The sequence below is a fragment of the Fibrella aestuarina BUZ 2 genome (assembly GCF_000331105.1).
GTDB classification, from domain to species: domain Bacteria; phylum Bacteroidota; class Bacteroidia; order Cytophagales; family Spirosomataceae; genus Fibrella; species Fibrella aestuarina.
Genome location: NC_020054.1, coordinates 5,112,236 through 5,136,200, shown reverse-complemented (window position 1 = coordinate 5,136,200; position 23,965 = coordinate 5,112,236). Strand labels below are relative to the sequence as shown.

The 23,965-nt window shown below is 55.3% G+C and carries 21 protein-coding genes and 1 riboswitch; of the genes, 12 read left to right on the top strand and 9 right to left on the bottom strand.

The window, feature by feature from the left end; genetic code table 11:
• Positions 1–248: 248 nt before the first annotated feature.
• Positions 249–1,451 (bottom strand): TlpA family protein disulfide reductase, encoded by a 1,203-nt coding sequence (locus tag FAES_RS21370; RefSeq protein WP_015333265.1) that lies wholly within the window; start codon positions 1,449–1,451, stop codon positions 249–251.
• Between the two features lie 207 nt (positions 1,452–1,658).
• Here FAES_RS21370 and FAES_RS21365 point away from each other — a divergent pair, with 207 nt between their 5' ends.
• Positions 1,659–1,907, top strand: a complete 249-nt coding sequence (locus FAES_RS21365) for a hypothetical protein (protein WP_041258274.1) — start codon at positions 1,659–1,661, stop codon at positions 1,905–1,907.
• A gap of 514 nt (positions 1,908–2,421) precedes the next feature.
• Here the strand turns inward: FAES_RS21365 and FAES_RS21360 are convergent.
• Together FAES_RS21360 and FAES_RS21355 are read right to left on the bottom strand one after the other, a co-directional pair.
• A complete protein-coding gene (locus tag FAES_RS21360) occupies positions 2,422–3,429 on the bottom strand; it encodes a homoserine O-acetyltransferase family protein (protein WP_148289427.1) in 1,008 nt (335 codons plus the stop codon).
• Positions 3,430–3,527: 98 nt separating this feature from the next.
• Entirely contained in the window at positions 3,528–4,844 is a 1,317-nt protein-coding gene (locus tag FAES_RS21355; RefSeq protein ID WP_015333263.1) for an O-acetylhomoserine aminocarboxypropyltransferase/cysteine synthase family protein, read from the bottom strand.
• Between the two features lie 169 nt (positions 4,845–5,013).
• Positions 5,014–5,123, bottom strand: a riboswitch (SAM riboswitch).
• A gap of 183 nt (positions 5,124–5,306) precedes the next feature.
• On the opposite strand from FAES_RS21355, the gene FAES_RS21350 reads away from it, so the two are divergent.
• From FAES_RS21350 to FAES_RS21300, 11 genes are all read left to right on the top strand, one after another.
• Positions 5,307–6,134, top strand: coding sequence for a rhomboid family intramembrane serine protease (locus FAES_RS21350; RefSeq protein ID WP_015333262.1), 828 nt, complete (start codon positions 5,307–5,309; stop codon positions 6,132–6,134).
• Positions 6,135–6,314: 180 nt separating this feature from the next.
• On the top strand, positions 6,315–7,034 hold the full coding sequence (locus FAES_RS30795) for a C40 family peptidase (protein WP_015333261.1): 720 nt from the start codon (positions 6,315–6,317) through the stop codon (positions 7,032–7,034).
• Between the two features lie 58 nt (positions 7,035–7,092).
• Positions 7,093–8,100, top strand: coding sequence for a YheT family hydrolase (locus FAES_RS21340; protein ID WP_015333260.1), 1,008 nt, complete (start codon positions 7,093–7,095; stop codon positions 8,098–8,100).
• 136 nt (positions 8,101–8,236) lie between these two features.
• Positions 8,237–10,168, top strand: coding sequence for a phosphoglycerate dehydrogenase (gene serA, locus FAES_RS21335; protein WP_015333259.1), 1,932 nt, complete (start codon positions 8,237–8,239; stop codon positions 10,166–10,168).
• A gap of 143 nt (positions 10,169–10,311) precedes the next feature.
• Positions 10,312–11,394: an aminotransferase class V-fold PLP-dependent enzyme gene (locus tag FAES_RS21330; protein WP_015333258.1), complete on the top strand. Its 1,083-nt coding sequence runs from the start codon at positions 10,312–10,314 to the stop codon at positions 11,392–11,394.
• A gap of 174 nt (positions 11,395–11,568) precedes the next feature.
• Positions 11,569–12,297: a hypothetical protein gene (locus FAES_RS21325; protein ID WP_015333257.1), complete on the top strand. Its 729-nt coding sequence runs from the start codon at positions 11,569–11,571 to the stop codon at positions 12,295–12,297.
• A gap of 121 nt (positions 12,298–12,418) precedes the next feature.
• Complete coding sequence (locus tag FAES_RS21320; RefSeq protein WP_015333256.1) at positions 12,419–13,429, top strand: SDR family NAD(P)-dependent oxidoreductase; 1,011 nt, start codon at positions 12,419–12,421, stop codon at positions 13,427–13,429.
• A 115-nt stretch (positions 13,430–13,544) separates the two neighbouring features.
• Positions 13,545–15,206, top strand: a complete 1,662-nt coding sequence (gene glgP / locus FAES_RS21315; RefSeq protein ID WP_015333255.1) for an alpha-glucan family phosphorylase — start codon at positions 13,545–13,547, stop codon at positions 15,204–15,206.
• A 45-nt stretch (positions 15,207–15,251) separates the two neighbouring features.
• The gene (locus tag FAES_RS21310) at positions 15,252–16,364 is read left to right on the top strand and encodes a D-TA family PLP-dependent enzyme (RefSeq protein ID WP_015333254.1); all 1,113 of its coding nucleotides are present in this window, start codon (positions 15,252–15,254) and stop codon (positions 16,362–16,364) included.
• Positions 16,365–16,477: 113 nt separating this feature from the next.
• On the top strand, positions 16,478–17,092 hold the full coding sequence (locus tag FAES_RS21305) for a trimeric intracellular cation channel family protein (RefSeq protein ID WP_015333253.1): 615 nt from the start codon (positions 16,478–16,480) through the stop codon (positions 17,090–17,092).
• A 38-nt stretch (positions 17,093–17,130) separates the two neighbouring features.
• Positions 17,131–18,237 carry a dipeptidase gene (locus FAES_RS21300; RefSeq protein WP_015333252.1) on the top strand — a complete coding sequence of 369 codons (1,107 nt, stop codon included), beginning with the start codon at positions 17,131–17,133 and terminating at the stop codon, positions 18,235–18,237.
• A 68-nt stretch (positions 18,238–18,305) separates the two neighbouring features.
• On the opposite strand, the gene FAES_RS21295 is transcribed toward FAES_RS21300, so the two are convergent.
• The 6 genes from FAES_RS21295 to FAES_RS21270 form a co-directional block, all read right to left on the bottom strand.
• Complete coding sequence (locus tag FAES_RS21295) at positions 18,306–19,238, bottom strand: bifunctional riboflavin kinase/FAD synthetase (RefSeq protein ID WP_015333251.1); 933 nt, start codon at positions 19,236–19,238, stop codon at positions 18,306–18,308.
• 105 nt (positions 19,239–19,343) lie between these two features.
• Entirely contained in the window at positions 19,344–20,033 is a 690-nt protein-coding gene (truB, locus tag FAES_RS21290; RefSeq protein ID WP_015333250.1) for a tRNA pseudouridine(55) synthase TruB, read from the bottom strand.
• Between the two features lie 85 nt (positions 20,034–20,118).
• Positions 20,119–20,982: an undecaprenyl-diphosphate phosphatase gene (locus FAES_RS21285; protein ID WP_041258273.1), complete on the bottom strand. Its 864-nt coding sequence runs from the start codon at positions 20,980–20,982 to the stop codon at positions 20,119–20,121.
• A 138-nt stretch (positions 20,983–21,120) separates the two neighbouring features.
• A complete protein-coding gene (locus FAES_RS21280) occupies positions 21,121–21,414 on the bottom strand; it encodes a DUF3098 domain-containing protein (RefSeq protein ID WP_083891503.1) in 294 nt (97 codons plus the stop codon).
• A gap of 102 nt (positions 21,415–21,516) precedes the next feature.
• The gene (locus tag FAES_RS21275) at positions 21,517–22,398 is read right to left on the bottom strand and encodes a cell division protein FtsX (RefSeq protein ID WP_015333247.1); all 882 of its coding nucleotides are present in this window, start codon (positions 22,396–22,398) and stop codon (positions 21,517–21,519) included.
• 113 nt (positions 22,399–22,511) lie between these two features.
• Positions 22,512–23,846, bottom strand: coding sequence for a serine hydrolase domain-containing protein (locus tag FAES_RS21270; RefSeq protein ID WP_015333246.1), 1,335 nt, complete (start codon positions 23,844–23,846; stop codon positions 22,512–22,514).
• Positions 23,847–23,965 lie beyond the last annotated feature (119 nt).

The window sequence follows — 23,965 nt, the reverse complement described above, 5'->3', positions numbered from 1 at the left end:
TTGTAGTATAAAGTTGGTCCGCCATTGCGGAGGCTCACTCAGGTACGTTACCTGGCGGGGTTTCCGTAACGGCGGACCAACTGTTTATAGAGAGAACGATCATTCATCGTTCGACGATAAAGCGTTATCTCGATCAATCAGAGATGGCAGTGAAGATGCTGATTTACCATTACCTAGCTAGAACAAAAGTAGAGTTAGCGCGGTGCTATTTTGCCACTCCGCTTTTCTAAGTTAAAAAGTAGTCAACATCACTGGCTCAGTTGTTTGACAAGAACCCGGTCTATATCCTCGATTAAGCTGTTGGAATAGCCACTCTTGGTATAAACGATAGTCCCTTGTTTATCAATTACGAATAAGGCAGGTGAGCCATATACTTTATAGAGTGACTGGATCGAATGACCTTGATAGACGCTACGCATCGTGATAAGTCGATTCCTTAAAAATGAAGCTAACTTGTCTTTTATGGGATCATCAATTGTGTTGATTCCTACAATCATCACCTTATCAGCGCTATATCTTTCATGCAGGGCTTGTAACGAAAGCATCTGCTTTTGACAAGGAGCGCAGGCTTTGAACCAAAAGTCAAGAATGATAATCTTCCCTTTTAATGCCTCTAAGGATAATGTCTTACCGCCTATCAAAGGCAGTCGCCAGGTCGGCGCTTTTGAACCGATTGGTAATAACTCGTCATTAGCTTGTTCCTCAGCCAGGTTATAGTTTTTTTCAATCCGGTAGTCGGTCAACATAGCTCGGCTGAAGGGATTTGCTACGGCTACGTTCGCTTTTACATCCGTGACCGAGTAGTCAAAGATGGTAGTTTCTTTGACTTTCCCGACAAGTGATGTCAGTCTAGTAACCGTTCGTAGAGGCAGATACGAGTGAGTAGACACATAATAATCAACTTCAGAACGTCGATTGCGATTTAGAGAATCGACAAACTTTAACTGATAGCATTCCTGATCCATAAAGTGGGTCAGACCAATAAATTGCAGGTGTTGATTCGTGGTGGGTTGATTGAAATACTGAAGAATGCGGTTGGTGTTAATTAGATAAAGAGGGCCCGTCAAGCCCCCCAATAATTGTTTGATTTGCCGGGGGTAAGTTCGTTTGGGGGTTACTTCCAAGATTTGGCTATAAACTGTAAACAGATGAGTACCATCATAAATTTGCTGATAGCCATCGGCTCGAAATAAAGACAACTGATAGCCTATAAGGGAATCGTTAGTATTTCGTTTGAAGAAGCAGCGACTGGTGTGTTCCTTGTAGGACGAGTTATCGTCGGTTATGAGCTTACTCGCCTTATCGTGAAAAGTAAATTGACCCGCATTGAATGTTAATACGGCTTGATTAAGTCGACTCAAAATATGAGTTACGCTTCTATTCTGGGCTTGAGCTACACTTGAGGAGGCAAACAAAATCGCTGTGATCAAGCCTCGTAAAACCTTAGTCATATTTTTGTATCGTTATCCAACAGATTAACGACTCTACGCCACCTTAAGTAAGATAGACTTAAATTCTCAATTCTCAGAAATTTCCCCTTTTGAACGGCGAACAGGCGGTCATTCGCTACATTTCAGGAGACAGGTAGTACAGAGTACTTACCATAAAATTTTGTACGTTGGCTAACGTAAGTGCCTGTCGGCTTATCTAGACATTGTATGATGCGTCCAGTAATCGTTATTCTGCTTTCCTTTTGGGGGGGGGGGCAAGCGATGGCACAACCCTGTTCCCGGCTTGATTTTCAAGATAGAAAACAAATAAATGTCTTAAAACGCTTTATTCGCGAGTGTAAAGCAACAGGGTTTTTGAAACCAGATTCAGGGCTGATTCATTTATCTGAATGGATTGACACAGACGGCCAGATCAACTGGCAAGTATGGGCGCAAACCAATTGGAAGCAGTACTAATTCATAGCCCCCTTTTGGGGCCATTGCACGGACTGCCTAGCGCCCGTAGGTTGGACAATCGTAGCCAATAGATTAGTGCTACGCTACAATCTCAATCAAAGCGAGGATACACTTAGTAAAGCTGAAGCAACCTGTTTGCAGACAATAGTAGCAAGATACGCCACCATTCTTCCCCCTTTACCCGTTCCTCCTCAAACAGTACCGATGCTGGACTCAAACGGTCAGCCTATTCTTGATAAAGCAGGTAACCCGAAAATGCAGGCGTATATAAGAAATGTCGCAGCAGGGAACGGAGGGGGTAACAACACCCATATCACATTCAAGAAGGATGGCTCGATCAAGAAAGGGTTGTCGCTTTAGGGTGGCTATTGCAAAACCTTCGCTGTATCGGGTATACGATAAGCGTCAGGTTGAATACTCTTTGCTACCTAGTCTGCCGAATCGCTCTTTTTAGGCAACGAATGGGTGCGCTTTTGCACTGACAGACGTACCTGACACTGACCTAGGAAGCAGGTTAACTCATCCACTTGCGGATGATCTGGGCGAGGGGTTTGAACTCGATCAGGAAGCCGTCGTGGCCGTAGAGCGACTTGATTTCTTCGTACACGGCGTTGGGAATGTGGCGCGCCATAAACTGCTGTTCCGACGGTGGAAACAGAATGTCGGAATGAATACCGACCACCAGCGTACGCGCTTCGATCAGGCCCAGCGCGTTGAGAATACTCCCCCGGTTACGGCCCACGTTGTGTGAATCCATGGCTTTGGTCAGGAGCCAGTAGGTAAAGGCATTGAAGCGGCTTACCAGTTTTTCGCCCTGGTATTGCTGATAGCCGGCTGCCTTGTAATTATCCGTTTGCTCGTTGTTGTCGAGCGCCTGCGTGAAGGCGTAGGTTTCGTAGGTTCGGTAGGAGATAAGCGCCATCGACCGGGCCGCTTTCAGGCCCGCCTGCCCCGCGTCAGGTACGTTGTCGGCCCAGGTGGGATCGGCTTGCAGGGCCATGCGCTGCGCTTCGTTGAAGGCAATACCCCAGGGAGAAAACACGGCGTTGGTCGCAATCAGGATCAGGTTCTGGATGAGTTTGGGTTGCATGATGGCCCATTCAACGGCCTGCTGCCCACCCACCGAACCACCCACGCAGGTGTGGATGCGCTCGATGCCCAGCTCTTGCCGGAGCAAATCCAGCGCCCCCACCATGTCGCGGATCGTCAGCGTGGGAAACTCATGAAAATACGGTTTGCCAGTCAGCGGGTTTTCCGATAAGGGGCCCGTTGAGCCGTAGCAGCCTCCGAGTACATTGGCGCACACGATGAAATACTGCGCGGGATCGTAGAACTTGCCCGGCCCCACCAGCCCGCTCCACCAATCGCCGGGGTCGGCGTTACCGGTGAGGGCGTGGCAAATCCAGACGACGTTGCTGCCATCCGCATTGAGTGTGCCGCGGGTGGTGTAGCCCAGCCGAAAACCCGGCAGGGTGTCGCCCAATTCTAACGAATACGAAAATTTATAGTCGAAGTACTGCAAGGGAAGAAAAATTGCAGTTTGTCGGTTGCCGTTTATCGGTTGACGTTGCGCCAAGCAAGCGGCGACTCAACGTCAACCGATAAACGGCAACCGACAAACTATACGGAAACGGCGTCCTTCACGCTGGCGAAGGCCTGCGCGAAGTCGGCTTTGATATCGTCAATGTGTTCAATGCCAACCGAAACGCGCAACAGGCCCGGTTCAACGCCCGCCGCTGTCTGGTCGTCGGTCGAAAGCTGGGAGTGGGTGGTGCTTGCCGGGTGGATAATCAGCGTTTTGGCGTCGCCGACGTTGGCCAGATGGCTCACCATCTTCAGCGAGTTGACCACCTGATCACCGGCTTCGCGGCCGGCTTTCAGCTTGAACGATAACACGCCACCCGCGCCGCGCGTGAGGTATTTCTGGGCCAACGCGTGATAAGGACTGTCGGGCAGACCGGGGTAATTCACGTAGTCGACCTCGTCCTGCGCCTGAAGCCACTGAGCCAGCGCCAGCGCATTTTCGCAGGTACGTTCAGCCCGGAGCGACAGCGTTTCCAGCCCCTGAATCAGCAGCCAGCTGTTGAACGGGCTTTGCGACGGCCCCCAGTCGCGCAGGCCTTCGACCCGGGCGCGGATGATAAACTGGATGTTGCCGAAGGGGCCACCAAAACCGAATACGTCGTTGAGCACCAGCCCGTGGTAGCTGGGCGACGGCTCGGTAAACTGCGGGTATTTGCCATTGCCCCAGTTGTACGTACCGGCATCGACAATGACGCCGCCCATGGTGGTGCCGTGGCCACCGATCCATTTCGTGGCCGATTCGACCAGAATGTGCGCCCCATGTTTGATGGGCGCGCAGATCGCCCCACCCGCCCCGAACGTATTGTCGACGATCAGCGGGAGGTCGTATTTGTTGGCGAGCGCGGCAAACGCCTCGAAATCGGGAATGCTGAAGCTGGGGTTACCGATCGTTTCGAGATAAATGGCCTTGGTACGATCATCAATCAGCGGTTCAAAACTGGCCGGATCGTCCCCATTGGCAAAGCGGGCTTCCACGCCGATGTTCTTAAACGAATTCTTGAATTGGTTGTAAGAGCCACCGTACAGAAACGACGTGGTTACGAAGTTGTCGCCAACCGTTGTGATGTTGTTGATTGCCAGAAACTGCGCCGAGTGGCCCGAGGCCGTGGCCAGCGCGGCCACCCCGCCTTCCAGCGCCGCCACGCGCTTCTCGAACACGTCGGTGGTGGGGTTCATCAGGCGGGTGTAAATGTTGCCAAACTCCTGCAGCGCAAAGAGCCGGGCTCCGTGGGCCGAGTCGTTGAACTGGTAGGCTGTGGTTTGGTAAAGAGGGACGGCCCGCGAGTGCGTGACCGCGTCGATTTCCTGCCCTGCGTGCAGTTGCAGGGTTTCAAATCTGGGTTGTGAGTTCATACGGATACTGCTATACGTGAAAAGAAAAAGGAAATGAGCGTGTAGCGCCTGACAATCGGCGTACGCGGCGGCGCTGGTGACTCCTTCGGGAGCAACAGACGGGAGGTGACGGATCAGTAGCCCGGTTGGGGCATTCGTCGGCAGCAGTGCGTGAGCATGTCGGTATGTTGGTTTATATCTCCCAGCAGCACCATGCTGTGGGCAGGATGTAGCACCTTGCCAATGGGTAGGTTGCCTGAGGTTCGCAGAGCCTGGTCTCTCCCCTCATCTGTATAAATCAACGGGTGCCTGTATCGCCCGGACGGGCAGCACCATATTGACTTGAAGCTGCAAGTATACGGCTGAAATCCGGTTTGCACAACGAAACGTGCCTGCGGCATTTGGCGTTTATAGGGTAACGGTTCGTGTGGGGGCTGCGGCTAAACAGCACTACGGCGACCGTTCGACGTCAATCCTTTTCGTATGGCTTCCACCGGAACAATAGGCTTGCTACTGGCCATTATTACCGCCCTGATCACATTCAGCGCCTTCCGCCGCCCTTCGGTATTCGAGCGCTATGCCTTTACCGTCGATGGCATCCTGACGCACCGGGAATACAGTCGCCTCATCTCGGCGGGTTTTGTGCACGTTGACTGGTGGCATCTGTTTTTCAACATGTATGCGCTGCTGTCATTCGCCGGAACGGTCGAGTGGGTCGTTGGCCCCTGGAAGGTGCTCATTCTGTATCTGGCCAGCCTGGTTGGCGGCAACCTGCTGGCGCTCTATATCCACCGCAACGACAGTTCGTACCGGGCCGTTGGCGCATCGGGGGCGGTGGCCGGGCTCATCTTCGCCACCATCGTGCTGTATCCCGGTCTTTCCATCAGTCCGTTGTTCCTGCCCTTCCGGATGCCCGCCTGGGTATTTGGGCTGGTTTACACGCTGTTCTCGATCTACGGGCTTAAATCGCTGAATGACAACATCGGCCACGATGCCCACCTGGGCGGGGCGCTGGCGGGTATCTTCACCATCTGCCTGCTCGATACCGACGTGGTGCGTGTTAACTGGCCTTTTGTGCTGTTGCTGACGGCCCCCACGCTTGTCTTTCTGTTTTTCATCATTAAGCGCCCGGATTGGCTCTACATCCGCGGCTTTTCACTCAGCCGAGGTGAGCCCGAATCAAAAGACGAGCGGTACAACCGGGCCAAATTTCAGCGGCAACAGGAGATCGACCGGATTCTGGACAAAATCAACGAACACGGTATGGGTAGTCTCACCGCTCAGGAACGGAGGCTGCTGAAAGGAGATTAAAAAATTCTGAGCGTATGGCTGGCTATTACTAGCTAACGGTCAGAGAGTTAACCAGGAGCTATGTGGTGTGTATTCCCCAATTATGTGGAATACACACCACATTTTTTCAGTTGAAAATTTGGCCTTACGGGCAGATGGGCATAGTTTCGTTGCAGCAACCCCAACGAAATAGCCTTTTCTATGTGTAAAAGATTGCTTATTACGGTGCCCGCCGTACTCGTTTTTGGAATTGCCAATGCCCAGCCTCTGCACGATTATTCACGCGATACCATTCGCGTAACGGCTCAGTGGAGCCAGAACGCCGAGACGCCTGCCAATAACCACCGTTCCTTTGACGCCCGCACCGTACGAACGAAGACCGTCGTTAGTGCCTCGCCAATGGCCCAAATGGCCGTGCTGCCGACCTCAATTCAGAAACAAGTTGCTTTAGCCAGACAGACCGACGTTGCGGACCCCGAGGTAGTGGCAACTGAGGCCGACGAACGCTACGACATCCCGGTGATTCAGGACCTGCTGGGTTTTGCCCGCAAGCACCTGTCGTCACGCTATCGGTCGGGTGGCACCTCGCCCAGCGGTTTTGATTGTTCAGGCTTTGTGCGCTACTGCTTCACCAAGTTCGGGGTGAGCCTGCCCCATTCGAGCGCTGCTCAGGCGGGGATTGGTGCCAAGATCGAGCGTGAATTTGCTAAGCCCGGCGATCTGATCTTCTTCAACGGCCACGCCGCCGGTAAATCGCGCGTGGGGCACGTCGGGATCATCACCGAAGTCATCAACAACCAGATCAAGTTTATCCATTCGGCCAGCAGCGGCGGTGTAAAATTCGACTTCCTGAACGCCGATTATTACCGCAAACGCTTCGTGACGATCCGGCGGGTTGCCCATATGGTTGCCAACAAATAAGCCATAAGCCATACCTTTGCAGGGCCGTGCTGATCAGCACGGCCCTTTTTTGTTGGGTATGCCCCTGACTACAACGCCTTCCTTCCGGCCCACGGCTTACCTGCCAACCGGGCACCTTCAAACGGTCATACCGTCGCTATTTCGCAAGATTCCGGTCAGGTACGTTCGGACGCGGCTGGAAACAAACGACCACGATTTTCTGGACGTCGACCTCTGTCGGCATGGGGCCAATGAGCCGTCAGGTACGTTACCTCTTGGCAACTCTCCGTCCGACAGTGCACCGCTCGTGATCATCTCGCACGGGCTGGAGGGCGACTCGACCCGGCAGTACATGGCGGGCATGGTGCGTGAACTGACGCACGCTGGCTTTGACTGCATGGCCTGGCATTACCGATCGTGCAGCGGCGAGATGAACCGGCTGCCCCGTTTTTACCACATCGGCGAAACGGGCGATCTGCAAACGGTAATCGACCACGCGCTGGGGCTGGGCTACCGGCAGATCAGCCTCGTGGGATTTAGCGCTGGGGGCAACATCACGCTCAAGTACCTGGGTGAACGCGGCGCGGCAGTTGACGGGGCAATTCGGCGGGCGGTGGCGATCTCGGTGCCGCTCGATCTGCTCACGACGGCCGACCGGCTGGAAAAGTGGGACAGCATGGTCTATAACATTCGGTTTCAGCGCACGCTGAAAGAAAAAATCCGGCAGAAAGCGCCCTTGCTACCCGACGCCATCCGCAACGTGGACATGGGTAAAATTCGCTCACTGCGGCAGTTCGACGACCTCATTACGGCCCCGTTGCACGGCTTTGGCAATGCCGATACCTACTATCGGGTAAATAGCTCGCTGGCGTTTCTGACGAAAATAACCGTACCGACGTTGGTCATAAACGCCCGGAATGACCCATTTTTGTCGGCGGAATGCTTCCCGGAAGCCCTGGCTAAGGAACTGACCTCGGTCTGGATGGAGTTTCCTGAACAAGGCGGTCATTGCGGGTTTACTACCAATGAAGGCCTTCAGGCGCCCACCTACGCCGAGAAACGCACCGCCTCGTTTCTGACACAGTAACACTTCACCATACAGACAACAGCGGTTTGCTTGACGAGAGAACAGGGTTGGCACGACGTACAACACGCCCAACCAGCCTGTTCGGCTGATCGACCGAACCCATCGTGAGACTAAGTTTTCTGTAATCTTTTTCTGTATGTTAACGCAATCGCCAACACTGAATTCGACGGCATCGGCCCCCGATCAGACGTATTACATCATTGATTTCGACAGCACCTTCACGAAGGTAGAAGCCCTCGACGTGCTGGGTGAAATCTCGCTATCGGGTCGGCCCGACCGCGACGATGTACTCGATCAGATCCGAACCATCACCGACAGGGGCATGGCGGGCGAACTCTCGCTGGCCCAATCGATTCAACAGCGGCTGAAACTGCTCAACGCGCACCGCGATCAGCTCCCCGCGCTGGTTGAACGCCTCTCGACGATGGTGTCCGACTCGTTTCAGCGCAACCGGGTGTTCCTGACCGAGCACGCCGACCGGATTTTCATCGTGTCGAGCGGCTTTAAAGAGTTCATTGTGCCCATCGTGACGGCGCTGGGCATCAAGGCGGAGAACGTTTATGCCAATACCTTCCACTTTGACGAGGCAGGCAGCATTGTCGGTTGCGACGAAACCAACCCGCTGTCGCAGGACAAAGGCAAGGTGAAGCTGATTCGGGAATTGAATTTTGACGGCGATGTATACGTGATCGGCGACGGTTATACCGACTACGAAATCCGTGAATCGGGGCTGGCCAACCGGTTTTATGCGTTTACCGAAAACGTAGTACGCCCGTCGGTCGTGGCCAAAGCCGACCACGTGGCGGCTTCACTGGACGAGTTTTTATTCGACAATAAATTGAGCCGTAGCCAATCGTATCCGAAGAGCCGCATCAAGGTACTGCTGCTCGAAAACGTGCACCCCATTGCCCTGGCCCTGTTCGAGAAAGAGGGCTTCATCCTGGACGTTCGTAAAGGCGCCCTCGATGAAGACGAACTGATCGAGGCGCTCCAAGGCGTGCATATCCTGGGCATCCGCTCGAAAACCAACGTCACGCGCCGCGTGCTCGACAACGCGCCCAAGCTCATGACGATCGGGGCGTTCTGCATCGGTACCAACCAGATTGATCTGACGGCGGCGACGGAAAAAGGTATTGCGGTCTTCAACGCGCCCTACAGCAACACCCGCTCGGTGGTGGAGCTGGCCGTGGGCGAGATGATCATGCTCATTCGGAACATCGTGCCGAAGAGCAACAAGATGCACGAGGGTATCTGGGACAAATCGGCGACGAACAGCTTCGAGGTGCGCGGCAAAAAGCTCGGGCTGGTGGGCTATGGCAACATCGGCACGCAGCTATCGGTCGTGGCCGAGGCGCTGGGCATGGAAGTGTACTTCTACGATGTCGTGGATAAACTCGCCCTGGGCAATGCCCGCAAATGCGCGTCGCTCGACGAATTACTGGCCGTTTCGGACGTGATTACGCTGCATACCGACGGCCGGAAGGAAAACAAAAACCTGATTGGCGCCCGCGAATTCGGCATGATGAAGCAGGGCGTGATTTTCCTGAACCTGTCGCGGGGGCATATTGTCGACGTACCGGCGCTGGTCGAGGCGATTAAATCAGGTAAGGTAGCCGGAGCGGGTGTCGACGTGTTCCCGTATGAGCCCAAAACCAACAACGAGGAGTTCCTGAACGAACTGCGCGGCCTACCCAACGTGATCCTGACGCCTCACATCGGCGGTAGCACCGAAGAGGCGCAGGCCAATATCGGGCAGTTCGTGCCGACAAAATTGCTGGCCTACATGAACAACGGTAGCACCTACGGCAGCGTCAATTTCCCGGAGCTTCAACTGCCGTTGCTCCATGATTCGCACCGGCTGTTGCACATTCACGCCAACGTACCTGGCATTCTGGCGAAAATGAATAACATCTTCGCCAAATACCACATCAACATTCAGGGGCAGTACCTGAAAACCAACGAGACGATCGGGTACGTTATCTCCGACATTTCGAAGGAGTACGCCGACGAAGTGGTACAGGAACTGAAAGACATCGACAACACCATTCGGTTCAGACTTTTATATTAGAGAGTGAGAGCGTGAAAGATCGGTCCGCCGCCGCGGTGAAAGAGTGGGTTGATACAGTTCGGGTACGTTAGCCTTACCTACTGAAAACAGCTCACTCCTTCACCGTGGTGGACTGCTCTTTCATTCCTTCGCTCATTCATGTTATGAGCAACACCTACTTCACACCCGGTCCGGCCGAGCTGTATCCTACGTTCAACCAGCACCTGCAAACGTCCGTCAATGAGCAGATTGGGTCGATTTCGCACCGGAGTCAGCGGTTTCGGGATATCTATAAGTATACCGACGAGCAACTGCGCACGCTGCTGAACATCCCGGCTACGCACGACATCTATTTCATGGGGTCGGCCTCGGAAGTGTGGGAGCGGATGCTGCTCAACTGCGTGGAGCACGAGAGCTTTCACCTGGTGAACGGCTCGTTTTCGCGTAAGTTTTACGACTACGCTCAAAGCCTGCGCAAATTTGCCTACATCGCCGAAAAGCCCTTTGGCGAAGGCTTCGACGCGGCCGATGTCGACGTGCCGGAGTACGCCGAACTCGTGGCGTTGGCGCACAACGAGACGTCGTCGGGGGTGCAGATGCGGCCTACGGAAATCCACAAGCTGAAGCGGAAGTACAGCAAGAAGCTTTTTTGTGTTGATATGGTGTCGTCGGCACCGTATCCTGATCTCGACTACAGCCTGATCGACTCGGCGTTTTTCTCGGTGCAGAAGGCCTTCGGGATGCCGGCCGGGTTGGGCGTCTGGATCGTCTCGGAAACCTGCCTGGAAAAAGCCGAGCGTCTCCAGCAATACGATTCGATGACCATCGGGGCGCACCACACGCTACCCGTCCTGCACAAGCATTACCAGACGTTCGAGACGCCCGCTACGCCCAACGTGCTGTTTATCTACCTGTTAGGAAAGATCGCCGCTGACCTGAATAAGATTGGCATTAATGCCGTTCGGAAACAGACCGAAGAAAAAGCCCGGCAGATTTACAAGTTTCTGGAACAAACCGATGGCTACGCCCCCTTCGTGAACGAGGAGCGCCACCGCTCGCAAACGGTGATTGTTGCCAACACCACGCGCCCGGCCAATGAGGTTATCGGGGCGGTGAAAGAAGCCGGTATGATCGTTGGCAGCGGGTATGGCAAGCATAAAGAGGGCCAGATTCGGATCGCTAATTTTCCGGCTACTTCGGCTGAGCAAGTCGGTAAATTGCTCGACCGGCTGAAGCAGGTAGGCTAACTAAACCGGTATTTACAGATCAGCGTCCAGCGCTGAAGGTGCGTTGCCAGGGGCCAGATGGTGCCTGTCGAAACGGCCTTCGGCGCTGGACGCTGTTCGTTAAAGCCGCCTTAATGGCCAAACCAAACGCACCTTACTCAGTTTATAGGGCAGAAGTGCTTACTCAACGAACCAATGAAAACGATTTTCTACACAGCCGCTTTAGTAGCGGCCTGCCTGGGTACGTCGGTCGCGCAGACCACCTCACCCTCCGATTCATCACGATCGAACAGGCAAAACGACCGGCCCCTGATCGACGAGCAAACCCGCGACAATGTGCGTGAGAAGGCTCAGGATGTGAAACAAGATGTGAATCAGGCGGCTGGCAAGGCCAAAGAGCGCATCCGGGAAGAATACGAGGTGAGTCGCTCGTATCAGGAGCGCAACCAACTGACCTGGTTCCAGAAAGGCAGCACCATGGCAGGGGCCGCGCTGGGATTTGGTACCGGTTCGGGCAGCGGCACGTACCTGGCTTTTTCGCCAAAGGTTGGGTATTTTTTCCAGCAGGGATTAATTGCCGGTCTGCAAATGAGTTTCGATAGCCGCCTGAACACAAGCTACAAGGCTACGCAGACGGGGGTTTTCCTGCGGTACTACCCGTGGCGCACCCGCATCAGCGGTTTTGGTGGTGTCTCGTACAACATTGGCCGGGAACGGTCGAGTAACATCGGCGCTGAGGAAAAAGCAACCTACAGCAGCGTGGCGCTTGAGATCGGTACAATGCTCTGGATTCGCCGTAATCTGGGGGCCGAACTGGCTCTTGAAAGCAACTACTTCAACCAGGCCGATGCCTTGGCTGGTCGGAACAAAGGTGGGCGTTTCCGCTTCGGCGTGAATTACTTCTTCGGTCGCACCAATCGGTAGGGTGGCTGAACAATGTGCCTAGAATAATGTACAATGCACGATGAACAATGTACAATGACTTCGCTAGCGGTTCATTGTACATTGTTCATCGTGCATTGTACATTATTACAAATCAACGTTTATGAGCCAGAAGAAAGGAATTGGAAAAACGGCCCTGATCACCGGGGCGTCGAGTGGCATTGGTCAGGAGCTGGCCAAATTGTTCGCTCAGGATGGCTATAACCTCGTGTTGGTAGCCCGCAGTGTAGAAACCCTGCACCGGTTAAGCGAAGTCTTCGAGATGAACTACGGCACCGAGGAGGTACTGGTTATCGAGAAAGACCTGTCGGAGGAAGACGCCGCCCGCGATGTCTACGAGCAGGTAAAAGCCAAAGGCATTACGGTCGATGTACTCGTCAACGACGCTGGGGTATCGACCTATGGTAAGTTTGCCACGGAAACCGACTGGGAAACGGAGAAATCGCTCATCCACCTCAACGTGCTGACGACCACGCTGCTGACCAAGCTGTACCTGAAAGATATGGTGGCCCGCAACGAGGGTAAGATCCTGAACCTGGCCTCGCTGGTGTCGATCACGCCGTTCCCATTGCAGGCTGTGTATGCCGCCACGAAATCCTACGTCTGGAACCTCACGCAGTCGTTGGTCAACGAGTTGAAAGACACCAACGTAACCGTAACGGCCCTGATGCCCAACGCAACCGATACTGACTTCTTCAACAAAGCTGGTGCCTCAGACACGTTGGTGACGGAAATGCTCGACGATCCCGCGATGGTAGCCAAAGATGGGTACGACGCCCTGATGGCCGGTAAGCCCAAAGTGGTGCCGGGGGGGATCAAAAACAAAGCCTTCGAGGTAATGGCCTACACCATGCCGCAGGAAATGCTGGCGAGCCAGATGCGGAAGTTCAACACGCCGAAGCAGCAGGTGAAAGAAGAAGCCAAATCGTCGGGGCTGGCCATCGGTATCGGCCTGGCGGCGGTGGCCCTGACGGGTATCGCGCTGGCGGCCCTGTATCGCAACGCCTCGTGGTCGGATAAGCTTCAGGCGCAATACCAGTACGGCAAAGCCAAATACAAAGCAGGTAAAGCCTACGATCAGGTAAAACACGCCGTGAGCGAGGTATTGGCCTAGACACACTGATCAACGCGGGTGTTCCGTAAGCGGGTAGCTTAAACCACCCGCTTACGGAACACCCGCGTTGATTTTAAACCTGTACTTTTGTCGTTTCCCATCTGGTAACTCCCCTATGAACGCTACTTTACCGGCCGCTTTCCGGCACCCGTACGCCGTTGATCCGGCCTACAAAAAATCCGTTGCTTATTTCTCGATGGAGTTCGCCATCGATCAGGCCCTGAAGACCTATTCGGGCGGGCTGGGCTTTCTGGCCGGGTCGCACATGAAAAGTGCCTATGAGCTGAAACAGAACCTGATCGGGATCGGGATGCTCTGGAAGCAAGGGTATTACGATCAGGTACGTCGGGCCGACAACGCCATGGACGTGCAGTTTCGGGAGAAGATCTACTCGTTTCTGGAGGATACGGGCGCTCACTTCACCATTCAGGTATTCGGTCGGCCAGTCTGGGTACGTGCCTATTACCTCGACCCCAAGCACTTCAACACGGTGCCGATGTTCTTCCTGACCACCGACGTGGATGGCAACGACGAACAGGCCCGCGCGATCTCATACCGGCTCTACGATAACGACCCCACGCTGAAGGTGGCGCAGTGCATGGTGCTGGGCCTGGGCGGCGCCAAGTTTCTGGACGAAATTAACTACAGCCCCGAGGTGTATCACCTCAACGAAGCCCACGCGCTCTCGGCCATCTTCCACCTGTACCGAACCTTCAACGGCGCGAAAGACGAAATCACCAAACGATTAATTTTCACGACCCACACGCCGGAAGAAGCGGGCAACGAGAAACACAACATTCATTTTCTGGATAACCTCGGCTTTTTCAACGGGTTGTCGCTCGATCAGGTCGGTGAGCTGACGGGCATTCGGGAAGATATTTTCAACCATTCGCTGGCGGTGCTGCGGGTTGCTCGCCGGGCCAACGGCGTATCGAAACTGCACGGCGAAGTGGCTCGGGAAATGTGGGCGCACTACCCGGGTACGTGTGAGATTACGCACGTGACCAACGCGCAGAATCAACGCTATTGGGCTGATGCCCAACTGGCCGACGCCCAGCAACAGCGCGACGCCGACCGGATGGCCGTGCGGAAACGAACCATGAAGCAACTGCTGCTCGACGTGGTGGCCGATCAGGTCGGGAAACTCTTCGATCCGGCGGTGCTGACCATCGTTTGGGCGCGTCGGTTTGCCGCCTACAAGCGCCCCGAGTTGCTGCTGTCTGACTACGAGCGGTTTACGCGGCTGCTCAATAACCCCGACTACCCGGTCCAGATCATTTGGGCAGGAAAGCCATACCCGTTCGACGAGGGGGCCAAGCAAAACTTCAACAAACTGTTCTACCGTAGTCATCTGCATCCCAACATGGCGGTGCTGACGGGCTACGAACTGCGGCTGTCGAAAATTTTGAAAGACGGGGCCGATATCTGGCTGAATACGCCCATCGTGCCGCGTGAGGCGTCGGGCACGAGTGGCATGACGGCGGCCATGAACGGCGCCATCAACCTCTCGACCAACGACGGCTGGATTTCGGAGTTTGCCAAACCGAACGAGAACAGCTTCATCGTCCCGCTGGCCGACCGCAACGCCACCGCCGACGTGCGCGACGCCCACGACTGCGCGGGCCTTTACGACCTGCTGGAGCAACAGATTTTGCCCATGTACTACGACCGCCCAGCCGAGTGGCAGGGGATGGTGGCTCGCAGCATGACCGACGTGAACGCCTTCTTCGGAGCCGACCGGATGGTGCGCGAATACTACGAACGGGTGTATGTGTAGGCTGGTCGTCGGTGGCTCGTACGCAAAAACTGCGTATACTGCACCATGACACGTTTGTTTACTGCCCCACCCACAGCGCCGTTGGATCAGCTCGATTCACCGGCGCTGCTGGTTTACCCCGACACCATTGATGCCAACATCGACGCGGTACTGGCCCTGACGGCCACCCCAACCGGCAACTGCCTGCGGGCGCACATCAAGACGGTGAAGTGCCAGGAGATTGCGGCGTTGGCCATTCAGAAGGGGATTCGTAAGTTCAAATGCAGCACCATTGCCGAAGCTGAACTGCTGGGCCGGGCGGGCGCGCCCGATGTGCTGCTGAACATGCAATTGAGCGCGGTAAAGGCGCAGCGATTTGCCCAGGTACGTCGGGCGTTCGGGCAAACGACCTTCGCCAGCCTCATCGACAACGTACCCAGCGCCCAGCTGCTGTCTGATTTGTTTGCCGATGCCCCGCTGAACGTGTATATCGATGTGAATGTGGGCATGGACCGCACCGGCATTGCCCCCGCCAACGTACCTACACTCATCGAGGCCGTGAAGGATATGCCCGGCATCCGGGTCGTTGGGTTACACGGCTACGATGGCCACCTGCGCGACACAGACCCCGCCGCCCGGCAGGCCAAAACCGACGCAATTTATGCCCAGATGCAGCCCTTGCAGGAACTGGCTGCCGAACAGTTTGGCCGGACGATTACGCTGGTGATGGGTGGGTCGCCCTCATTTCGGTTCTACGCCGGCAAGCCCGACGTCGAGTGCAGCCCGGGTACATTCTTTCTGTGGGATGCGGGCTACGGCTCGTCGTTCCCGGATCTGCCATTTCAGTCCGCCGCCTTCATCCTGACCCGCATTCTGTCGATTGTGGATGAGCAGACGCTCTGCTTCGATTTGGGTAGCAAAGCCGTGGCGGCTGATCCGCCCCTGCCGCGGGTGGTGTTCCCTCAGTTAGACGAATACGAGGTAGTCAGGCAGTCGGAAGAACACCTCAATGTGCGGGTTCCCGACAGCGCTGTGTATCAGGTGGGGCAGGCGTTTCTGGCCATTCCGATGCATGTCTGTCCCACGGTCAATCTCTACGAACGGGTTATTCCGGTCGTCGATGGGCGGCCAGGCGAACCCTGGCGGATCGTCGCTCGTGATCGGATGATCACGATGTAGCCTCATTTATGGCAAAATACAACTCTAAAGCCACTCCGTGCGAAATCGTCATGCGGCGTATTTTTGCTGACTCGTTGCCGCAGGTGGCGACTTAACCGGTGTGCTTTTCTCACATGACGATCTGGTACGTAATTGATTTGGTTGGTACGAGTGTCTTTGCCATATCGGGCGTGTTGTCGGCCTTAGGCAAGAAAATGTACCACGACATCGTCGCGCTGTTTTTCGTTGGTTTTCTGACTGCCGTTGGGGGCGGCACGGTTCGCGATGTCATCATGGGCGCTTACCCGATTGCCTGGATTCGCGACCCCAATTACCTGATCGTGATCGCCGGTAACGTCATCATTGCCGTGTTCTTTCGAAAATGGTGGCGCAGCGCACTCCACCGGCCCTTGTTGCTTTTCGACACCATCGGCATTGGCCTGTTTACCATCTTGGGCATGCAGAAAGCCCTGACGGCTGGCGTCAATGACTGGGCGGCCATCCTGCTGGGTGTTATCTCGGCCCTTTTCGGCGGCGTGATTCGGGATACGCTGGTCAACGAATTGCCCCTGATTCTGGACCGGCAACTGTATGTCACGCCCTGTCTGTTTGGCGCGCTGCTTTACCTTTTCAACCAATCGATGGGGTTGGACCCGACCCTGAACATCATTCTGTCAGTAGGGCTGATTACGCTGTTCCGCCTGCTGGCTATTCGTAACGACTGGACGCTGCCCAGTATCCAAGATTGATACGTAGCTGTCTGCTTTGTTCATTGACTAACTCACCCATGCCCAACCGCTTTCTTGTTGACGCCCATCTTGATCTGTCGACCAATGCCATTGCTCTGAATCGGGACCTGACGCAGCCCGTTCACGCCATTCGGGCCAATGAAACCCGGTTGGGCTGGACCGACACACCCGACCGGGGAAAAGGCACCGTGGCGCTCCCCGAACTTCGGGCGGGAAACATCGGGCTGGTGTTTGCCACGATGATCGCCCGCGTCACCGAACCCGGCTGGCCCGCACAGGCAACGCGATTGCCGGGCTGGCATTCGCCCCAACAGGCCTATGCCGACGCGCAGGCGCAACGGTGCTGGTATGAACAGATGGAAGCCCTCGGCGAGATGGTGCCGATACGTACCCGCGCTGAACTGCAACAGCACTTGGCGCTCTGGCAGGATGAGGCCCAGCAAGAGGAAAAAAAGCCCATTGGCTACATTCTGGCGCTGGAAGGGGCCGATTCCATCGTGTCGGTGGAGTACCTGCACCGCTATTATGAGCAGGGGCTGCGCTCAATTGGTATCTCGCATTTCGGGCCGGGGCGCTACGCCGCCGGGACGCATTCCGACGGGAGCGGCCTTACCCGGCTGGGCGTTGAGCTACTGACCGAAATGAACCGCCTGCCCATGCTGCTCGACCTCACGCACCTGACTGATAGGGGCTTTTTTGAGGCGCTGGACGTGTTTGGCGGCGCCGTCATCGCCAGTCATCAGAATTGCCGCAGCATCATCCCCGGCGAGCGGCAATTCTCCGACGAGCAATTGAAGCGGATCATCGAGCGCGGCGGCGTGATCGGTGGAGCGCTCGATGCCTGGATGCTGTATCCAGACTACCGGCAGGCGCAGCAATCTCCGCAGGCGCTGGGCATTAACATCGAAAAGCTGGTCGATCATTTCGACCATATCTGCCAGTTGGCGGGGTCAACCGATCATATCGGCTTTGGCAGTGATCTGGATGGTCTTTTTGGTACCGAGCAATCGCCCTACGACCTGGACACCATTGCCGACCTGCAACAGTTCGAGGCTATCCTCCAACGGCGCGGCTACTCCGACGACGACCTCGATAAGATCTTTCACAGAAACTGGGTGAACCTGCTGAGCCGCGTGTTGGAATAAGGCTTTTTTGTCATCCCGAAGCATGAGAGATCTTGACGCATTCTTACGCTCAAGCATCGCTTCGTCACCTACCGCGCCAGCAAGGCCCGCGCCTGCTGTTCATCTTGCTGAAGCTGCTCGACGAGCGCGGGCAGACCGTTGAACTTCTGTTCCGGGCGCAGAAACGCCCGGAACTGGAGCGTCATGTGTTCGCCGTAAATGTCTTTGTCGAAATCGAAAATGTAGGTTTCGATGGTCTGATGCTCGCCCGCCACCGTCGGCCGGAAACCAATGTTGAGCATGCCGCCGTAGGTACGTCCGCCCTGTTCCACATCCACGGCATACACGCCATTGGCCGGAATCAGCTTCACGGGGTCATCGACTTGCAGGTTGGCCGTGGGGAAACCGATGGTGCGCCCCAGTTGCCGCCCTTTCACGATGGTGCCCGTCAGCGAGTAGGGGCGACCCAAAAACCGCGTAGCCGCCGTAACGTTGCCTTCGTTGAGTGCCGTCCGGATTTTCGATGAACTGATGCCCACCGCTTCGATGTCCTGCCGGGGAATCTCTTCGACTTCAAAGCCAAATTCGGCCTGATGCGCCTGAATGTAATCGAAACCACCCTCACGGTCGCGGCCAAACCGGTGATCATACCCAATCACCAGCTTGCGTGTCCCGATGCGATCGATCAGTATCTGGCGGATGAATTCCTCTGAGGTTAGTTGCGAAAACGAACGGGTAAACGGAATCACGATCAGATGGTCGACGCCCGCGTGTTCGAGCAGGGTAATTTTCTCCTCAAGCGACGACAGCAACCGCAGGTCCTGACTGTCGTTGGACACCACCGTGCGCGGGTGGGGCCAGAACGTCATCACCACCGACTGTCCATCGGGGTGGCTACGGGCTACTTCGTTGAGCCGTTGCAAGATTTTCTGATGCCCCAGATGGACCCCGTCGAACGTACCGCTGGTAACGACCGCGTAGGGGAGGGGGGATAAACTGTCGATGCCGCGATGGACAAGCATAGGTTGTCATTGGTTGTCATTGATTGTCATTCCTGATCATTGGTAGTCATTCATTGTTTTTACGACGAATGACTACCAATGACCAGGAATGACAATCAATGACCATTACTGTCTTGTTAAATAGTCATCAATAAACCCGTTCACCGTTTGCGCGTCTTTGACGTCGAAATCACCGATGCGGGTGCGGCGCAGGGCCGACATATACGCGCCGTTGTTGAGCAGCAGTCCCAGATCGCGGACCAGACTACGAATGTACGTGCCTTTGGAACACACGATGCGGAAGTCGATGGTCGGGAAATCGTCGGTCAGTACGTTGAACACGCTCACCGTAACGGTCCGGCTTTTGATACCGCCCTCGACCTGATCGGCCGTTTCGCCACGCCGGGCGCGTTCGTAGAGCCGCTCGCCGTTGACCCGCACCGCCGAGTAGATGGGCGGAATCTGCTGGATCGTGCCCGTAAGCTGGGCGGCGGCGTCACGCACCATCTCGGGCGTAATGCCCGACACGTCGAATTCAGCATCGAAGTCGGTTTCCAGGTCGACAGACGGCGTGGTTTTGCCCAGCACCAACGTACCTGTGTATTCTTTTTCCTGCGCCTGATAGCTGTCGATCTGCTTGGTCATTTTGCCCGTGCAGAGAATCAGCAGGCCTGTTGCCAGCGGGTCGAGCGTACCGGCATGCCCAATTTTCTTGAACTTACAGGCCCGTCGCAGCTTATTCACCACGTCGAACGACGTCCATTCGCGCGGCTTGTCAATCAGAATCAACTGGCTAGGATCGGTTTGTTCCGTCATAAAAAAAGAAAACGCAAAGGCGCGAAGAGGTTCGCAAAGACGCTATAGTTTTTGCGAACCTCTTCGCGCCTTTGCGTTCAACTAATTACAAAATGTCAATCTTCACGCCGGCGGCTACCAGGCCGAGAATCGCCAGCCCGACGATGATGCGGTAGTAGCCGAATACCTTGAAGCCGTACTTGTTCAGGAAACCGACAAAGCCGCGAATGGCCAGCAGCCCGACCACAAAAGCAATGGCATTGCCGATAGCTAAGGTTTGGAAATCAGCCGGTTGCAGGAGTTTATACGTTTTCAGAAGCTTGTAACCCGAAGCAGCGGCCATCGTGGGTACGGCCAGGAAAAATGAGAATTCGGCCGCCTGTTGCCGGGTAAGGCCCTGCGTCATGCCCCCGATGATGGTGGCCGCTGAGCGCGATACCCCCGGAATCATGGCGATGCACTGGAAGAAACCCACCTTGAGTGCTTCGGGGAAGGTGATGTCGTAGTCGCGCGTTACGTTCTTCTCGATAAGCCGGTCGATGAAGATCAGCACGATGCCACCCAACACCAGCGAAATGGCCACCACGACCACGTTTTCGAGCAGGCTGTCGATGAAATCGTTGAGCAGGAAGCCAATCACCGCGGCGGGCAGAAAGGCCACGAACAGTTTCAGGTAAAAATCGAGTTGTCCCGAGATTGGGCCGAGCAGCCGCCGGATACCATCGGGTAGGGCATTATACCAAGCCATGTCTTCGCGAGTACGGGTGTCGCGCAGGAAGCGGCGGTAATAAAGCACCAGCACCGACAAAATGCAGCCAAACTGAATGTCGACGGTGTATAGCTTGGTGAATTCGTCGCCACTAATCCCCGCCAACGACGAGTAGATGATCATGTGGCCAGTCGATGAAACGGGCAAAAACTCGGTCAGGCCCTCGATGATGGCCAGCATAATAGCATGAAACAGACTCATGGAAGCAGCGAAAGTGAGCCGCAAAGCTACGAGAAGATTTAAACGCAAAGGCGCAAAGGGGACGCGAAGAACGCGAAGAGTCATTTTCTAAGAAAGCTCTTTGCGTTCTTCGCGCCCCCTTTGCGCCTTTGCGTTCGCTTATGCTTCAGAAGTGGGCTTCTTCAGGATGGCGAAGAACTCGATGATGAAGCCAGCAGCGACCACCAGCGGGCCGAGCGTGAGGCCCATGAACCCGAAGCCAAATTCCTCGGTGTCGAGCGTCATGATCAGGAAACCCGCCAGTATGGCTACGATTCCGGCGATCATCAATTGGTAATTTGTTTTCCCGAACGGCATCTCCGACGCAAAGGCCGGTTCGGTTTTGCTACCCAGCGGCGTGGTGTAGGTCGTTGCCTGCGTGGCCTTCGGTGTTTTTAAACGAGTCGTTTCCATAGAATTAGTCATTTGTTGTCAGTTGCCTTCGGCGTCATTTGTGGTCATTCATGGTTATTGGCGATAAATGACTATGAATGACGCGAAGCTAACGACAGTTGATCAATACAATTCATCCAGCGACAGGCCGAGGTAGCGGTTCACGGCCTGAAGCGTGCTTAAAAAACCAATCAGCATACCCAGCACCACCAGGGCGCCAGCCAGCATCAGCAGGTGCAGCGGATCGGTCAACGTACCTAGCTCAGGCAGACTCACCAGCGCGATGTACCAGAGAATGATCAGAATCGTTGAGGCAATCACGCCCGCCATCAGGCCCTGCGTGAGGCCACGCAGCAGAAACGGCTTGGTAATGAAGCCGTTGGTTGCCCCCACGAGTTGCATACTCCGAATCAGCATCCGCTGTGAATACAACGCCAGCCGGATCGTGTTGTTCATCAGCACCACGATAATCACCAGCAACACCAAGGCAAACCCGGCCATCACGGCGTAGATCTTCGTGATGTTGCGGTTGATGTTATCGACCATGTTTTCGGGGTAAACAACCTCAAATACACCGTCGAGTTTTTCCACGCTTTCCTTTACTTCCTTCAACTTGTCTTCGGCAAAATAATCTTCCCGAAGCCGAATCCGGTAACTGGCGTGCAGGGGGTTGTCGGTCAGAAACTGCGTAAAATCTTCCTTCGTTTCGGCAATAAACTCCCGGGCGGCGTCATCTTTTGAGACGTACCTGATCTGCGGCGTCGAGCCGTCGGTTACCACAAAGGGCTCACTGGCCAACGCTTTGGCTAGTTTCGTTCGGTCGCTGTCGCTGAGGTCGCTATCCAGAAAGGCCCGCACCTCGTTGCTTTCCCGCACCTGCGTCACCAGCCGTTTCGACTGGATCGCCAACAGGCCACAAGCCCCAATCAACAGCAGGGCCAGCGTTAAGCTGAACAGGATTCGTCCGGTTGGGTAGCCACCCACATTACTCTTTCTACGCGCCATCGAGCAAAAATAGGCTTTTTCCGTACAACGCCGGGAAACCCGCCTTCGTGTGTACCGGTGAATTAGGAAAAATTAACGGCCAGGGCAGCGGTTGCGCTGCCAGCAACGCCCCGCTATGGTTTCTTTGCCGCCGTTGCTGTAGCCCCGTTGGTCGATACCGACGTACCTGCGGGCGTGCCAACCAGCGCCTGATACACCAGCATCTTGAACTTGTCGTTCAGGTCGTTAAACGAGTTCGGAACCTTCTGGGTGATCACCATACCAATCACGCCGGTTTGCGGATCGGCCCAGTAATTGGTGCCAAAAAAGCCGCCCCAGTCGAACGTGCCTTCCGAGTTGGGGAGCCGGGCCGCAGTCTGAGCGGTTGCCAGGGCAAAGCCAAGGCCAAACTTCCGATCGCCAATGCTCAAGTTGCCAATCTGGTTCGACAGCATCATCCGGACGGTGGACGGGGCCAGCAGCACTTTACCGTTGTAGTGCCCGCCATTGAGTAGCATTTGCAGAAAAATAGCGTAATCGGAGGCCGTCGACACCAGCCCCGCACCCCCCGAGAAGTACTGCCCCGCCTGATTGGGATAATCGGGTGACTGGTTGCCCTGCATGGCCATCGCAACGGGCTGACGCTGCTGGTTTTCGGCGTAGAGCGTCGCGAGTCGGGCGTGTTTGGCGGGTGGTAAATAAAAATACGTGTCGCTCATGCCCAGCGGCTCGAAAATGCGCGTGCGGAAAAACTGGTCGAGCGACTGTCCCGAAAGCACCTCGACCAACCGACCCAGCACGTCGGTGCTGAGGCTGTAGGTAAAGCGCTCGCCGGGGTTGTGCATCAGTGGCAGCTTGGCCAGGGCGTTGACGCTGGCCGACAAGCTGAAGAACGGCGTGCCAATGCCGCTCGGAATATTGGCTTTGGCGTAAATGGCGTTGGCCTCTTTCGTGCCGATGCTGGTATAACTAAGCCCCGACGTGTGCGTGAGCAATTGCCGGATGCTGATCTCGCTCCGGGCGGGCTTTGTGGTGTAGCTCGAATCTTTCTCGTTGAATTTATCGAGTACGACGGGGTTTCTAAAGGCCGGAATGTAGGCTGAAATGGGGTCGTCGAGCAGGAAACGCCCCTCTTCCAGTAACATCAGCACGGCCAGGCTGGTGATGGCTTTGGTTTGCGAAGCGATGCGGAAAATGGCGTCGCGCTGAAGGGATTGGTCTTTTTTAGGGCCATTTTTCCCAAACGCCTTGTAATAAATAATCTGTCCGTTGCGGCTGATGAAGCCAATGACGCCCGCCTGTTTCTGATCGGCAACGTACTGTTGAAGAAAACGGTCCATGCGTTGCAGCCGCTCGGCGCTAAAACCAGCCGCCGCCGGAGCGGCTACTTCCTTGATGGTATACGATTGGGCAACAGCGAGTTGTCGGGTGAGCAGAAAGGCACCCAGTAACAATATGTGGCGTGTCATGCGGTTTAGGTAAAACAGTTCAGACGAAGCTACTGGTTTTTTAACTTGTCTCCACCTGGGTCTGTAGGCTACCGCGTGATTGCTACTTTTGTGGCCTTACTCAGCCGCACAATCCGTCA

Coding starts and splice junctions, on each gene's coding strand:
- FAES_RS21270 (WP_015333246.1), bottom strand. CDS start 23,846: ATGACACGCCACATATTGTTACTGGGTGCCTTTCTGCTCACCCGACAA.
- FAES_RS21370 (WP_015333265.1), bottom strand. CDS start 1,451: ATGACTAAGGTTTTACGAGGCTTGATCACAGCGATTTTGTTTGCCTCC.
- FAES_RS21305 (WP_015333253.1), top strand. CDS start 16,478: ATGACGATCTGGTACGTAATTGATTTGGTTGGTACGAGTGTCTTTGCC.
- FAES_RS21330 (WP_015333258.1), top strand. CDS start 10,312: ATGAGCAACACCTACTTCACACCCGGTCCGGCCGAGCTGTATCCTACG.
- FAES_RS21285 (WP_041258273.1), bottom strand. CDS start 20,982: ATGAGTCTGTTTCATGCTATTATGCTGGCCATCATCGAGGGCCTGACC.
- FAES_RS21300 (WP_015333252.1), top strand. CDS start 17,131: ATGCCCAACCGCTTTCTTGTTGACGCCCATCTTGATCTGTCGACCAAT.
- FAES_RS30795 (WP_015333261.1), top strand. CDS start 6,315: ATGTGTAAAAGATTGCTTATTACGGTGCCCGCCGTACTCGTTTTTGGA.
- FAES_RS21355 (WP_015333263.1), bottom strand. CDS start 4,844: ATGAACTCACAACCCAGATTTGAAACCCTGCAACTGCACGCAGGGCAG.
- FAES_RS21325 (WP_015333257.1), top strand. CDS start 11,569: ATGAAAACGATTTTCTACACAGCCGCTTTAGTAGCGGCCTGCCTGGGT.
- FAES_RS21280 (WP_083891503.1), bottom strand. CDS start 21,414: ATGGAAACGACTCGTTTAAAAACACCGAAGGCCACGCAGGCAACGACC.
- FAES_RS21295 (WP_015333251.1), bottom strand. CDS start 19,238: ATGCTTGTCCATCGCGGCATCGACAGTTTATCCCCCCTCCCCTACGCG.
- FAES_RS21350 (WP_015333262.1), top strand. CDS start 5,307: ATGGCTTCCACCGGAACAATAGGCTTGCTACTGGCCATTATTACCGCC.
- serA (WP_015333259.1), top strand. CDS start 8,237: ATGTTAACGCAATCGCCAACACTGAATTCGACGGCATCGGCCCCCGAT.
- FAES_RS21340 (WP_015333260.1), top strand. CDS start 7,093: ATGCCCCTGACTACAACGCCTTCCTTCCGGCCCACGGCTTACCTGCCA.
- glgP (WP_015333255.1), top strand. CDS start 13,545: ATGAACGCTACTTTACCGGCCGCTTTCCGGCACCCGTACGCCGTTGAT.
- truB (WP_015333250.1), bottom strand. CDS start 20,033: ATGACGGAACAAACCGATCCTAGCCAGTTGATTCTGATTGACAAGCCG.
- FAES_RS21310 (WP_015333254.1), top strand. CDS start 15,252: ATGACACGTTTGTTTACTGCCCCACCCACAGCGCCGTTGGATCAGCTC.
- FAES_RS21320 (WP_015333256.1), top strand. CDS start 12,419: ATGAGCCAGAAGAAAGGAATTGGAAAAACGGCCCTGATCACCGGGGCG.
- FAES_RS21275 (WP_015333247.1), bottom strand. CDS start 22,398: ATGGCGCGTAGAAAGAGTAATGTGGGTGGCTACCCAACCGGACGAATC.
- FAES_RS21365 (WP_041258274.1), top strand. CDS start 1,659: ATGATGCGTCCAGTAATCGTTATTCTGCTTTCCTTTTGGGGGGGGGGG.